The sequence below is a fragment of the Deltaproteobacteria bacterium genome, assembly GCA_022340465.1.
Classification (GTDB): Bacteria; Desulfobacterota; Desulfobacteria; order Desulfobacterales; family B30-G6; genus JAJDNW01.
Window position 1 is genome coordinate 113881 of record JAJDNW010000130.1, and the last position, 13703, is coordinate 127583.

At 51.1% G+C, this 13703-nt stretch carries 13 protein-coding genes and 1 tRNA gene; 8 read left to right on the plus strand and 6 right to left on the minus strand.

The genetic code is table 11. The annotated features are described in order from the left end of the window. Positions 1-252 precede the first annotated feature (252 nt). From LJE94_17760 to LJE94_17780, 5 genes are all read left to right on the plus strand, one after another. The gene (locus tag LJE94_17760) at positions 253-1347 is read left to right on the plus strand and encodes a pyridoxal-phosphate dependent enzyme (GenBank protein ID MCG6911950.1); all 1095 of its coding nucleotides are present in this window, start codon (positions 253-255) and stop codon (positions 1345-1347) included. After that, positions 1344-2444: a DUF1611 domain-containing protein gene (locus tag LJE94_17765; protein MCG6911951.1), complete on the plus strand. Its 1101-nt coding sequence runs from the start codon at positions 1344-1346 to the stop codon at positions 2442-2444. The genes LJE94_17760 and LJE94_17765 overlap by 4 nt, the downstream gene beginning before the upstream one ends. Further along, positions 2437-4800 carry a creatininase family protein gene (locus LJE94_17770; GenBank protein ID MCG6911952.1) on the plus strand — a complete coding sequence of 788 codons (2364 nt, stop codon included), beginning with the start codon at positions 2437-2439 and terminating at the stop codon, positions 4798-4800. The genes LJE94_17765 and LJE94_17770 overlap by 8 nt, the downstream gene beginning before the upstream one ends. Before the next feature lie 3 nt (positions 4801-4803). Then, positions 4804-5880, plus strand: a complete 1077-nt coding sequence (locus LJE94_17775) for a dipeptide epimerase (protein ID MCG6911953.1) — start codon at positions 4804-4806, stop codon at positions 5878-5880. A gap of 240 nt (positions 5881-6120) precedes the next feature. After that, positions 6121-6579 carry a universal stress protein gene (locus tag LJE94_17780; GenBank protein MCG6911954.1) on the plus strand — a complete coding sequence of 153 codons (459 nt, stop codon included), beginning with the start codon at positions 6121-6123 and terminating at the stop codon, positions 6577-6579. A gap of 141 nt (positions 6580-6720) precedes the next feature. Here LJE94_17780 and LJE94_17785 read toward each other — a convergent pair whose 3' ends face one another. Both LJE94_17785 and LJE94_17790 read right to left on the minus strand, forming a co-directional pair. Next, positions 6721-7017 carry a hypothetical protein gene (locus LJE94_17785; protein ID MCG6911955.1) on the minus strand — a complete coding sequence of 99 codons (297 nt, stop codon included), beginning with the start codon at positions 7015-7017 and terminating at the stop codon, positions 6721-6723. 499 nt (positions 7018-7516) lie between these two features. Continuing rightward, the gene (locus tag LJE94_17790) at positions 7517-7705 is read right to left on the minus strand and encodes a hypothetical protein (GenBank protein MCG6911956.1); all 189 of its coding nucleotides are present in this window, start codon (positions 7703-7705) and stop codon (positions 7517-7519) included. Positions 7706-7964: 259 nt separating this feature from the next. On the opposite strand from LJE94_17790, the gene LJE94_17795 reads away from it, so the two are divergent. Then, positions 7965-9152, plus strand: coding sequence for an MFS transporter (locus tag LJE94_17795; GenBank protein MCG6911957.1), 1188 nt, complete (start codon positions 7965-7967; stop codon positions 9150-9152). Beyond that, positions 9149-9763 (plus strand): class I SAM-dependent methyltransferase, encoded by a 615-nt coding sequence (locus tag LJE94_17800; protein MCG6911958.1) that lies wholly within the window; start codon positions 9149-9151, stop codon positions 9761-9763. The genes LJE94_17795 and LJE94_17800 overlap by 4 nt, the downstream gene beginning before the upstream one ends. A 51-nt stretch (positions 9764-9814) precedes the next feature. Here LJE94_17800 and LJE94_17805 read toward each other — a convergent pair whose 3' ends face one another. Continuing rightward, on the minus strand, positions 9815-10720 hold the full coding sequence (locus LJE94_17805; GenBank protein ID MCG6911959.1) for a hypothetical protein: 906 nt from the start codon (positions 10718-10720) through the stop codon (positions 9815-9817). 164 nt (positions 10721-10884) lie between these two features. Next, positions 10885-11940, minus strand: coding sequence for a hypothetical protein (locus LJE94_17810; protein MCG6911960.1), 1056 nt, complete (start codon positions 11938-11940; stop codon positions 10885-10887). 81 nt (positions 11941-12021) lie between these two features. Here LJE94_17810 and LJE94_17815 point away from each other — a divergent pair, with 81 nt between their 5' ends. After that, positions 12022-13104, plus strand: coding sequence for a sulfotransferase (locus LJE94_17815; GenBank protein ID MCG6911961.1), 1083 nt, complete (start codon positions 12022-12024; stop codon positions 13102-13104). A gap of 86 nt (positions 13105-13190) precedes the next feature. Here LJE94_17815 and LJE94_17820 read toward each other — a convergent pair. Both LJE94_17820 and LJE94_17825 read right to left on the minus strand, forming a co-directional pair. Further along, a tRNA-Val gene (locus tag LJE94_17820) sits at positions 13191-13265 on the minus strand. A 98-nt stretch (positions 13266-13363) separates the two neighbouring features. Next, positions 13364-13639, minus strand: a complete 276-nt coding sequence (locus tag LJE94_17825) for an integration host factor subunit beta (protein ID MCG6911962.1) — start codon at positions 13637-13639, stop codon at positions 13364-13366. Between the last annotated feature and the right edge of the window lie 64 nt (positions 13640-13703).

Consider the following 13703-nt stretch of genomic DNA (forward strand, 5'->3'; position numbering starts at 1 on the left):
TCAGTTCGGGTTTAGGCGGAAAATGTTCGCAATGAGTCCGCTTAATTCATTTAAATATAAATAAAATTAATATGTTGAAAATTTGGCACGAGTAATGCTATGGTGGCCTGCAGACAGTGTGAAATCACATGTTTCTACATTTCCACGAAGCAATTGCCGGCGCGAGATCACTCTGAAAAAGCAGGTTGTCACGATACGGAAATATGCGCTCGAACCAACCAACGAATATGAGAAAAAATGTGGGGGACGCAGGTGACGGTAGCTGAGGATCACAATGGGCCGTACAATCTGTTGGACGGTGCTTCAGGTGAAGTTGCGGAAGTCGTTGCGGAGACGGACAGTAAACTGAGGATTGCCGCGGATTCTACGTTGCCGCTGGACAAACGGCTGGAGGCCTTTGAAGATATTTTCGAGTCTGAAGTGGGCGACACCTCACTGGTGAGGGCGCGAAACGTCGAGCGCGAGGTCGGATTGCGCCAGATATATTTGAAGTTTGAGGGCGGCAACCCGACAGGAACGCAAAAGGACCGTATCGCTTTTGCCCAGGCCATGGACGCCTTGAGGCGCGGATACGACACCATTACCGTGGCCACCTGCGGTAACTACGGCGTTGCCATGGCGCTGGCGGCCAAGTTTTCCGGGCTGCACAGCCGCATATACATCCCTGAAAAATACCACACCCGCAGGATCCGGGAAATGCAGGACCTCGACGCCGAAATCGTTCGCGTCGAGGGTGATTACGAATGCGCGGTGGACGTGTCTTCAGAGCAAGCCCGGCAGCATGAATACTACGACGCCAACCCCGGCGGAGAAAACATGCTCAGCCAGATGCAGGCGTATGGACAAATTGCCTATGAGATTTATGACGAACTGCGCGACGCCCCTGCAGCTGTAGCGGTGCCCGTCTCCAACGGCACGACGCTGGCGGGGATATATAAAGGATTCTTAAGCCTGTACCGAAGAGGGAAAACATCGCGCATGCCGCGCATTGTCGCTGGGTCATCGTTCCGAAAGAACCCCATTGTACAGGCCTTTAGAAACAAGAAGCGATCCTGTGAAGATCTGAATCCGGTCAAGATACATGAAACCAGCGTGAATGAACCGCTGATTAACTGGCATTCCATCGATGGCAATCACGCCTTGGGTGCCATCCGTGAAACCAATGGGTGGGCCGCCGATGCTTCGGACCGGGCCATGCGAAACTGCAGCCGGCTGATTAGCGAAAAGGAGGGCATTCAGGCTCTCCCGGCCTCCTCGGCCGGAATGATCGCCCTGTTGGATCAACACCACAGTGAAGCCTTACCAAATGATCGATATGTTGTTGTTTTGACGGGAAGAAAATTATGACGAAAAATAATGATGCCCACGCCATTGTGTATTGCCAAGGGATGTTCAACACGCTTAACGGAAAGACGGCCCATGGACTGGTGCGTTTCACCGAGCGGTATCGGGTTGTTTCCGTGGTGGACGCCCGCTATGAAGGTCGAGATGCCGGTGACGTACTGGATGGGAAACGGCGGGACATCCCGGTGTTTGCATCGATCGGGGAAGCACACGCGCATGCCTCCCGCGCTTCGGCCCCGGCCACTCATCTCGTGGTGGGGCTGGCACCGGACGGCGGGCGTTTGGGGGCAGGAGAGCGCCAGGATATTCAAACGGCTCTGAAAATGGGCTTGAACGTGGATTGCGGATTACACGACTTTCTGTCCGATGACCCGGAAATGGCCGCGATCGCCAGAGAAAAAGATGCGGTTATCCGGGACATTCGCAAGCCGCCGCCGCGGTCGCAACTGCATTTTTTTTCGGGCAAAATAGAAGCGGTAACATCCCTGAAGATTGCCGTTCTGGGAACCGATTCGGCAGTGGGTAAGCGTACGACTGCCTGGAAGATTGTCCATGGATTTCAGAAGATCGGGCTCAATGCCGTACTTGTCGGCACCGGTCAGACTGCCTGGATGCAGGGTGCCCGATACAGTGTCATCATGGATTCGTTGGTAAACGATTTCGTATCCGGTGAAATAGAACATGCCGTCTGGTCGGCCTGGGAAGATGAAAAGCCGGACGTCATCGTCATCGAAGGGCAGGGAAGCTTGATGAACCCGGCTTATCCCGGAGGATTCGAGATTCTTGCCGCCGGGCGGCCGGATGTGATCGTGCTGCAGCATGCGCCGGCCAGATTGGAATATGACGGCTTCCCCGGATATCCAATCCAGCCGCTGGCACAACAAATACAAGTGATAGAATTGCTCTGCGGCAAGCCGGTCGCGGCCGTGTGCATAAACCACGAAGGGCTTTCCGATCCACAGATACCTTTTGTATGTGACGCGGTTGCCATGGCTGTCGGCAGGCCGGCGTTCGATGTGCTCAGGGACGGCCCTGAAAAACTCGTCAAGCAATTGAAACGCTATCTGAACAGAGCGGTACCGGAGTCGGCGGATGGGTAACCTATCCTCACAATCTCAGGCGCAATTTGCAGCGCTAAAAGTGTTCGACCGCCTCGAAGTCGGCCCGGTAAAATTGGAGCGCAACCGTCTTACGGCTCCTTACCGGTTGTTTGTTAACGATAAAGAAGATGTTTTCGACCTGATCTACAGCTTCGAGGAGCCGGTGTTCAGAGTAGGAGAGACAGAATCGAAAAACCTGGCGGACATGATGGCGGCCCAGGTGGCCCTCAATTACGGCCTTTTCTGCGAAAGGATTGTCTTTCACGGATGTTACGATCAAATCGACCGGTCTTTTTTGCGCGATATGGCCGAGAATACGGCCAGGGAAATATATGTCAAAAAATTTCTGGAACCCAATCCGTTTCTTCAGGGATCCGTGACCGGGATGACGGCGACAAAAAAGGACAAGTACGCGGCCGCCCGCTTGGAGTTCAAGGGGTCTATTAAAAGGGATGCGGACACGCGCTGGCAGCAATGGTCCACGGACCAAAACCGTCACTGCATTCTTTCCAGCGGCGGCAAGGACAGTCTGCTCAGCTACGGGTTGATCAACGAAATAGGGCTGGAATGCCACCCCGTTTTTGTAAACGAATCGGGCCGCCACTGGTTTACGGCCCTGAACGCATTCCGCCACTTTCAAGAGAATATCCCGAACACCGCCAGGGTGTGGGTGAACTCGGACAGGCTTTTTTCCTGGATGCTTCAGCGGATGCCGTTTATTCGCAAGGATTTTACCCGGGTCCGCTCCGATGAATATCCTGTCCGTCTCTGGACCGTGGCGGTGTTCCTTTTCGGCGCGTTGCCGCTCATGCGCAAACGGGGCATCGGCAGGTTACTGATCGGAGACGAATTCGACACGTCCGTCCGCAAGGTACATCAGGGGATAACCCACTATAATGGGCTGTACGATCAGAGCATTTTTTTCGACCAGACCCTTTCGCGCTATTTTATGCGCAAGGGATGGGCGATCAGCCAGTTTTCCATTTTACGGCCCCTGTCGGAACTGCTCATCCAGAAAATTTTAGCGCGGCGTTATCCCGAGCTCCAACGCCATCAGACCTCGTGCCATGCAGCCCACAAGGAGGGCGACCGCATCATACCCTGCGGCAAATGTGAAAAGTGCCGCCGGATTGTCAGCATGCTGTCTGCCTTGGATGTTGACGTCACCGCCTGCGGGTACCGGGAGCGTCAGGTGGCGGATGCCTTGAAGGCGTTCGTTGCCAAGGGCGTGGCCCAGGAGCTCCCCGGTGTTCGTCAACTGGGAGCGATGCTGATGCAAAAAAAACTGATAGAGGTGCCCCCGGATCGACGGGATTTTTTCAGACCCAGGCCGGAGGTGCTGCATCTCAGGTTCGATCCCAGCGTGTCGCCGCTGAATGCCATACCCGTGAACTTGAGAATTTCCCTGCTGCAGATTTACGTGCAGCATGCCGATGGTGTCATGCAGCGTGTCGGTAAAAAATGGACGTCCTTCAATCCTTTCAACAGCGCCGATTTGTCTCAGCCGTTTGTGTTTGAGCTGAATATCGATGCCCAAAGCCCTGAGGCCGAGGAGGGAGAGACGGCTAAGTCCAAAAGGCAGTTTCTGTGGGGGGAACTCTCCTGGCCTGAGGCCCGGGACCGACTCGAGAAAGTCGATACCGCCTTGTTGCCGGTGGGTTCCATTGAACAGCACGGTCCCCACCTGCCCCTGGACACCGATGCCTATGATGCCAATTACCTGGCTTTGCGCGTGGCCGAAGCGTGCAGCGATCCCAAACCCCTGGTGCTGCCATATATTCCCTACGGTGTTGCCTATCATCATCACGGGTTCAAAGGAACGGTGAGCATCAGCAACGATGTCCTTGCCAAGCTGGTTTATGATATCGGCATGAGTGCTTCCCATAACGGGATAAACAAGCTTGTTATCATCAACGCCCACGGTGGCAACAGCCCGGCACTGAATTATGCCGCCCAGATGATCAACCGCGATGCCCATGTGTTTGTTTGTGTGGATACCGGTGAAACCAGCGACGTGGATATCTATGCCTTGATCGACACGCCCAATGACGTTCACGCCGGTGAGATGGAGACCAGCACAAGCCTGGCGGTAAGACCGCATCTGGTCAATATGAGCCGGGCCCGTACCGAAATTCCGGAATTTTCCAGCCGCTATCTCGATTTTACCTCCATCCGCGGCGTTTCCTGGTATGCTTACACGCAAAAAATATCCAACAGCGGTGTGATGGGGGATCCGACAAAGGCCAGTGCGGAAAAGGGGAAAAAAATCTGGGAAATCATGATTGCCCACCTGGTTGCGCTGGTTGAAGATTTGAAATCCATGACGCTGGAAGAGATTCATCACCGGAAGTTGTAAATAATGAAAATTACCCATTTGGAAATGTGGCCGGTCACCATGCCGTTGGCGGAGCCTTACAGTATCGCCTATGAAGCGGTCGCTTCGGCGACCAATGTCTTCTTACGAGTAGACACGGACAATGGCCTGACTGGCTATGGCTGCGCCGCACCGGATGCCTCCGTCACCGGTGAAACACCGGAATCGGTGATCGAGGTCGGCAATGGTGTCGTCGAACCGGCAATTTACGGCGAGAATCCTTTGCGGCTGGCGAGGTTGACCGAAAACCTGAAATCGATTCTGCCCGGGAATCCATCGGCCATGGCAATGACGGACATGGCCCTGTATGACATTCTGGGGAAGGCGGCCGGGCTTCCGGTATATGTGCTGCTGGGGGGATACCGAACGCGAATCATGACCAGTGTCACCATCGGAATCATGCCGGTGGCGGATACGGTGGCCAGGGCCAGGGAGCATGCCGGCAATGGGTTCCGGTCCTTGAAATTAAAAGGGGGTGTCGATGTAGAGACCGATATCGAACGCGTGCTTGCGGTCAGAAAAGCCGTCGGGACGCTTGTCGAACTCCGCTTTGATGCCAATCAGGGCTATGGCGAAGCCGAAGCGCTGCATTTTATCCAAAAGACCCGCCAAGCCGGCTTGGCGCTCATCGAACAGCCGACCGACAGAAGTGACTTGAAACTGTTGGGCCGTATTACCGATGAAGCGCCGTTGCCGGTCATGGCCGACGAGAGCATGATGAGTCTGCGGGATGTCTTCCGGCTGGCCAAACGCGATCTGGTCGACATGGTCAATATCAAACTGATGAAGGTGGGGGGGGTGACCGAGGCCATGCGCATCGATTCCGTCGCCAAGGCGGCTAAGCTGGAGACCATGGTGGGCTGTATGGATGAGGCCGCTCTGGCCATTGCAGCCGGGCTGCACTTTGCGCTGGCCCGGCCCAACGTCGCGTATGCCGATCTGGATGGGCACTTAGACCTGGTTGGAGACCCCAGCACGGGCGCGGTCACATTGAAGAAGGGCTATCTTTATCCGCGTTCCGGGCCCGGGCTGGGATTCGATCTGCCGCTATCTTCAGGGTAGTCAATCCATATGGGAATTTCCGGTTTGTCCGGGTTCGGTGCATGTAGGCTTCAGGCATCAGGTAACTACTCAAATGAAAACGATTTTTATTGTTCTGGCAGGCGTTGGGATCCTCACCATGTTAAAGGGAAGCCTTTTTCAGTGTCTTGATCCGTGTCGACAACGAAGAGCTCTATCCGGATACTTACGTTTTAGCGTGACTCCAAAAAATTGATCTGAAGGTAACATAGGAGGTTTGACATGACCGTTATCAATAAAATAATGGTTGCTGTTGACTTTTCAGATTTTTCCGTGGCCGCGGCCAGGTATGCCGCCAAACTGGCAAGAGATGTGAAGGCAACCCTCCTGTTGACCCATGTTTACAACCAGCGGGACGTGGACATGCTGAACATGGTCGCCATGCAGGTGCCGGACTTTTCGGTAAAAAAGTACGTGGGTGAGTGCACCGATGAGAAAAAAGAACGCCTTCGCGAGCTTTCCGAAGAACTAAGCCACGACGGAGGACTCAGCGTGGAAACTCACTTGCGCATCGGTGTGCCTTATGAAGCCCTTTTGCGGGAGATAGACGAGGGAAAGCCCGATCTGCTGGTGATGGGCGCCAAGGGAAGATCCAATGTAATTGACATGATCCTTGGCTCTTGCGCCCAGAAGATGTTCCGGCACAGCCCCATACCGCTGCTGAGCATTCGTAACCGGTGATTGCAATAAACGCTCTCGTTCGCCCATGGCGTGATGATTAGGAATGCTGAGACCCTGTAGACAGGACAAGGACAACTTTTTCGGTATGTATATATTTATCTTCGGATACAGGCAGGCGATGCCTGTCGCGAAGCGCGATGCCTACTCATCCACAACCTGAAACGATTTGACCGTAATAATTTTCATCTCTTCCCCTTCCCGAATCGAGCCTTCCACTTTCACTTTCACACTGATGTAATTCTCGATTAGATCTTCACCTATCTCGTTCGGTTCGATATCAAAAATATCACCTTCGGCCACGAGTTGGCCTGTGTCGTTTATTTCACCAACCAGGGTGACCGTCTCCGATGCCGCATGGGATAAACTCAGTGCCGCAAAAATAAAACCGATAAAGATGGTGAGGGTGATAAGACGCTTTTTGGCAAGTAATGATTTCATAGCTCCTCGCTTATTATCAGGAAAATTAGGAAGTCGCCTAAATCAAGCGTTTCAAATTTTCAGCTTCCATTATCGCTTAACAAGAACCATGCCAACGGTATTGTTTTCAATGGATTCTATCTACTTGAGCCATCGGGGTGTTTTAACGTCATCCCTATGCTCGAAGAGGGAAAGGGGATGGCAACAAACAAGACGCCGGAGTTCCGGCGCGACTGTTTTAGGAACTGGAAGTTCCGACATCTGCCTCTTCAATCCGCTTGTACTGTGCTTTTTCCCGAAACGGACGGGGAAATCCGTTCGTCGTTCATGCAATCGCGGGGTTTTCAAACGAGGCCTGTGTTTGTTTCGGTAATTCTCTGTTGGCAGTAGAGTGATCGTTGTTGTCGAGAAGACGGACCGTTCCGAAAAAAAAAATCAGGGACCTCCGGCAGCGCCTTAAGGTCTGGGGCCTGCGCTGCCGTCGGCGCCGATTTGAAACAGTCGAAAGACCGGCCAGACTTCAGGCATTGCCGCCCACGAATCCCTCGCAACGATCGTTGAAAAATTCCATCGCCTCCTCGACGGAATCGAAGAGGATCCAGTCGTGCTTGATGACCTTTTCATCCTGCATGCGGGTGCGTTCGATCTCTGTATTCCCGAAATATTCAAAATGGTCGTAATAGTCGGTGTGCAATTCCTGTGTTTTCATTCGTATATTCTCCTTTTTTAGCGTTTATAGGAGATGATTACCACACAGGATTGACAGATACGGTCACACCGGTATAAATTTTTTACGGACCTATAACCAATAACAAGGTAAAAGCCTGCCGGCCGGGGCGTCATTATTCCTATGCAATCGTTGTTCCTTATTTTGGGTTATAGGCTCGATTTTTTATAATCGATGCCGCAAGTTCGACGCGATTGTGTGGAACGGGCGGTGCGCTTTTAAAATAGGTCGGTAGTCAACCATGGCTGTTACGAAAAAATTATCCCTGGGTATCATTTTCGCCTCTGCAACTCTGACCATTATGGCCGGGAGCATCATAGCGCCGGTTTTAAATCTCATGCGAGACGGTCTCGGGGTTGCGCCTTCCTATGTGGGGTTGATCATCACCACCCACGGGTTGTTCATGGCGCTGTTCAGCCCATTGATGGGAAGCATCATCGACCGTCGGGGGGTCAAAGGGCCGTATATCGCTGCGTTATTTCTCTACGGGCTTGCCGGCGGGGCCGGCTTGCTGATCGATTCCTTCTGGGCTTTCCTGATCAGCAGGGCCTGTCTGGGAATCGGCTTGGCCGGTGTTTTCGCCGGTATCAACGTGCTAATCCTGAATATGTACGATGGGATCGAGCGCGATCGGGTCATGGGATGGCGGGGCAGTGCCCAGAGTTTCGGCGGGGTCATCTGGCCGTTGCTCGGCGGCGCCCTGGGCGCCGTTTCATGGCGTTTTCCTTTTGCCGTCTACCTGGTGGCCATTCCCATCGGCCTGCTGGCCATGGCGGGTGTTCCTGAACCGAGGGTCCGCCGCCAGAGTGGACCGAGTCCCCAGGGCAATGCATCGGTATTGACCATCTTTCGAGAAAAGCCGGTCCTTTTCATCATATACGGTGTAACCTTTTTTGGCAGTCTGCTTCTATATTCCATCGTCGTTTTTCTACCCCAATTGCTAGAGGGCTTTGGCATCTCCAGCACCATCCGTATCGGGCTGTTCATCACCGCTATGACAGCTGCGGGAGGCGTGACCGCTTTTGTCTATGGAAAGATACGGTCACGTTTCAGCTATGAGCGCATCATCGTCATGGTTGCCGCTCTGTGGACAGTGGCATTTTCCTTCCTGTCCCAGGCATCCGCAAGCTGGGTCATTGCCGCCAGCGTGGCCCTGTTCGGTGTCAGTCAGGGGCTGATGATGCCCACCGTCATGGTGTGGATCGGGGCTGTGGTACCCCCATCCTTCCGGGGACGGTTCAGCTCATACCTGGGGACATTCGGGTTTATCGGCCAATTCCTGTCGCCCATTGTATTTGCACCCGTTTTCATGCAGCTGGGATTCGACGGTGTTTTTGTAACCGGTGCCGGGATAGGTGCGGCTTGGTTGGTGTCACTTTCGGTTGTAATGGCCAGAAGCAGTCGAAAAAGATCCGGTGAAACAAAATGAAATTGAATAAAATAGAGTTTCTGGCAATGAACAATCCCATGAGGGCCCTTGTTCAGGAAAAGTATGAGCTCAAAATTCTACGATCCATGACTTCGATCAAAGACGCTCGGAGGGTGTTGGAAATTGGTTGTGGCAACGGCAACGGAATTAAATTGATTAAAAAATATTTCTCGCCGGAGCATATTGTTGGAATCGATCTTGATGACAGGATGATAAAGCTCGCCTCGAAACGGAATCCGGATGCGTCGATTTCCTTCAAAGTCATGGATGCCTCGAATCTTGATTTTCCGGATACATATTTCGACGCGGTTTTTGATTTTGGAATTATTCACCACATACCTGATTATAGAGGCGCCCTTAAAGAAATAAAACGCGTTTTAAAGCCAAAGGGTGAATTGATTCTCGAAGATATGTCCATCGAAGCGTTTACAGGAGGCATTGGAAAATTATGGCGAATTTTGTCCGATCATCCCTATCAATCGATGTACACGGCGGAACAATTTACAGGATTCTTAAAGGAGATCGGTTTTACTGTCAAAAATTACAAAAAATCAAATCCATTCAAAATGGTAAAATTCTTTTCCCTCAATGCGATAAAGGATGGTGAGTGAGCCGATTCCCTACAAAAACGCAAAAAGGAAAAATCGCTTAAACCGAAAAACCTATTGCCGCCAAATCACAGCTCGTTTCTCCACCGATGTCCTCAGCTCACGGCCATCAGCGGTTCTCACAATTATATAAGAAAATTCTTCCCATGTATTATCTTCGTAAAGCATAAAAAGCTTTTTCCCATCTGCGTTCCATCGACCCCGATGCTCATTCTTACTGTTGTCTTCGAGCCATACGCCTCCTGCACCAACGATGGTTTGAGAGGTGTTTATTCTATGCCACTCTCCGTTCGGGTAAAACGTCAGCTTACTTTTATCCTCTGAAACCGATTGGGCTGCACTCCAGGCTGTTTCATAGATTCTGTCAGGGTTGGCAAGTGCCGCAGTGGCGTACTTGTGCCATGTTCCTATCAAAGCAGGATCGAGTTGCCCCTGGCCGATCACGAACGAGGTAAATATTTTGTCTAAATACCCTTCACGTTTGTCTATAAGCCCTTTGAGGGAAATGCCGGAGAGAGTCAAAGCAAACCCTTTGGTGATGACAATGTAAGCTCTCCCTTCGATGGGTTTGCCTGCGTTATTATTTCCTTTCCAAATCAACACCAGTCCTTGTGTTCCCAAAAGATCAACACGTGTGCGGCTTTTTTGTAATTGCAGGGCGGGCAGGATTGAACGTACCTGTTGGTCAGCGTAGCTGATTACTTGTGGGTCATCGGCTCGAGAAATACCCGTCCCACTGACACTCTCGCCAGTTACAAAGTAGAACTCTGACGAGCCTTCTTGCGTCGTCACGACATCATCAGGGATAAGCTGTAGAGCTTCATCCAGTTCCCTGAGTGTCCATTGCTGGGGATACCAGAATGAAAGGCCGGCCGGATGGCGGTAAATATTCCCCTTTTCTGCGGCATGCGCCGGCACTAGCAACAGTAACACGGAGAAAATACAAATACTAAATCGCATTATTAATTTCTCCTTTCACATTAACTGAATCGTTTTAAGGATGGCGGCTATGTAATTGTAATCACTTACCCTTGAAGATGTTTTTATTTTGGCCATTTTTTAAAATTTGAAACGCTCAACTCAGGGCTAAGCAACATACCTCCATGCCCTTATTCGACAATATTTCAATGCCTTTGATAACGTTTTCGGCGTCTAACCGAATCTACTTTATGATAAAAAATACTTCTTCGATGCACCCGAAGCTTGAAATTTCTGTGCAACCTACGCGATGGTTTGATTACGAAAAAATAAAATGTGAGACTGAGGTAAAGCATGAGAGCAGCAGCGATGTACCAAAAGTTCCAAAATATAAACTGTAAAAATTCTTCGCTGGCGTGGCTATAGCCCCGAGCCATGTGCCACGCTTCACGATCTTCGTTCATGCTGCCGTAAATTATAAATTTGATATTGTTTTTCCATGTTCCAGGATCTATATCGAAAACAGAAATTACCTTTGCTGCCGTGTCGATCGGTAGGATGTATTTGTCTATAGGGTAAATTAAAATCAAATGAATCGATATGAAGAAAATGACTAAAATGAAAATCTTTATCATGTGTTTAAGCAGTCTTTTTGCTTCATTTTTAGTTCTTTTGTAGCTAATGCTTTTATCAGCTCTCATGCAGTTTTTTAAGGTAATTCGAAATGTCTTTAAATCGATAAAAATGATCCCGATTGTTAAAATCAAAGTAGTGCCGACAAGGCCATCCGCAATAGAATTTACCGTAACTATGAATTGTGGCAGTGCCGTCCCTTCAATCTCGTGCTTTTCACCAAACGCAATTTTTGAAAAAAAGTCGGTATCCAAGTCCCGCGGCACCATCCTGACAGTAAAATCCTGCCATGGGGACATTAAAAAATTGACGGCTTGGCTCGATAAGCTGTCAGGAGTGATTTCCTGGGTCTGATATGAATGATCAATGGAAAATTCATCTTGATTGACCCTGTCAACGTCTTCCCACTCTTCCGCTTTTAGCTTTAGATGGATATTATCTTCGGTTGAAAGAGCCATGGCAAAGGTTTGTTCATCCCCTATTAAGAAAACGGAATGAACGGCAATGAAATACGAAAATAGAATGACAATAGATTGTATCTTTCCTATGACAGCTGTGAAATTCCCTTTTCGGCCCATACCACATATTGTGGCATGTATTCCCTTGACAAACAAGTTCTCTTTTGCCATATGATGGCCTCCGGAATGCAAGTTTTTACCCCTCTTTGCGGCGTTATCTTTGTTCTGCCGCTATTCCAGTGAGGAACGCAAATGAAGCCGTTGCTTCGACGTATCGAACACATCAATCACTCCCTCTTTGATGTGTCTCTCCGTCGAGCAAAACGCAACGCCCAGCGTATGACCGGAGGCGTCGGCCTCGAGAATACCGGTCGTCGTGCACGAATGTTAATCGCCTACAATCGCGAGAGACCCCTGGCGGCCGACGAGTTTGTGAGACCGGTCGTGCTGCCGCGTTTTATCGGGGGCACGACGGGTCGATCGGGGACAAGATGGCTGGTGCGCCTCCTGAAGGCGCAGTATCACAGTCAACCCGTTGTCGTGGACGAGGTGGGGATCTTTGTGCTGTCGTTGATTCGTGAAGCACCCTATGAGTACTACCAACTGGGAACCGACGACTCGGTGGAAAAACGGGCCTACTACCTCGACTACTTCCTGAAGCAGGTTCACCGGTATGCCTTCAAGCGACGCAATATGTACGGATCAGGCATGCGCGGGCTGATAGACTACGTCCCACGTCGTTCCATCGTTGAAGCTGGTAAGGCCCTCAAGGCGGACCTCCCCTTGCTAAGCGATCTGCCGGGAATCACGAAGCGTTTTGGTGATTTCTATCTGCACCTTCTGAACTGTCATGCGGCGATCATTCACGGATCGGCCTCGAGCTGGGTGAACAAGGAACCGCCCTACGGGCGACATGCCGATGAGCTCCTGCGGATGGTGCCCCATGCCAGGCTCGTCATACTCGCGCGGGATGGACGGGCAACCGCCCTGTCGATGTACAAACGCCGCTGGATGGGCTCGGTGCGTGCCTGCATGGATCGCTGGGGCGAGTTCACCAGAATGACAGTGGAAGCCCTTGATCGGACGCCGCCGGGCCAGGTTCTGGTTCTTGGCTACAGCCAGCTGGTGCAAAATTTCGAGGAGAACCTCTCCAGCATCCACTCTTTCTTCGATCTGCCGGCACCAAACTTCGACGCTTTGAGAAAAAATCCGGACAAGACACTCTTACCTCAGACGGAATCGCTGGAGCGCTGGAAGAAGGAGATTGATAAGCCGGATATTGAGTACTTTGACAGAACCTACGGTTCGCTGATGGACGCTCTCGGGTTGAGCTGAAGGTGAAATGCGATCCCAATATCTTCCCTCTAACCTTCATAAAAAAGGGGTTCCAGAATTTATAATCTGTAACCCCTTGATTTTACTGGTAGGCGGTACTGGATTTGAACCAGTGACTTCTACCGTGTGAAGGTAGCACTCTCCCGCTGAGTTAACCGCCCGTGTAACTTTGTCGAATCGTGGCTTTTCTTATATACCCCGTTTTACGGTAGATCAAGGATTTACTATACGTTTTCTTACATATTTTTCAGCCGGGACATCAACTGTCCACTTTTTTCTTCAGTTCTTTACCGACCTTGAAAAAGGGGAGCGTTTTCGAGGGGACGGCAATGGGCGCGCCTGTTTTCGGGTTGCGGCCCGTGTAGGACTTATAGTTTTTTGCCGTGAAACTGCCGAACCCGCGTATTTCCACCCGGTCTCCCCGGGTGATCGAGGCGGAGATCTCGTTGAAGAAAGTGCGTACGACCTTTTCAGCCTCCCTTGCGTTTAAACCCGCCCTCTCTCTTAGCACATTGATCAGGCCCGATTTGTTCATTGAAGCCCCTCGCTGTCCATAATGCAACAATTATAATGGGTTGATGAGTTTCAAGTCAAGAATA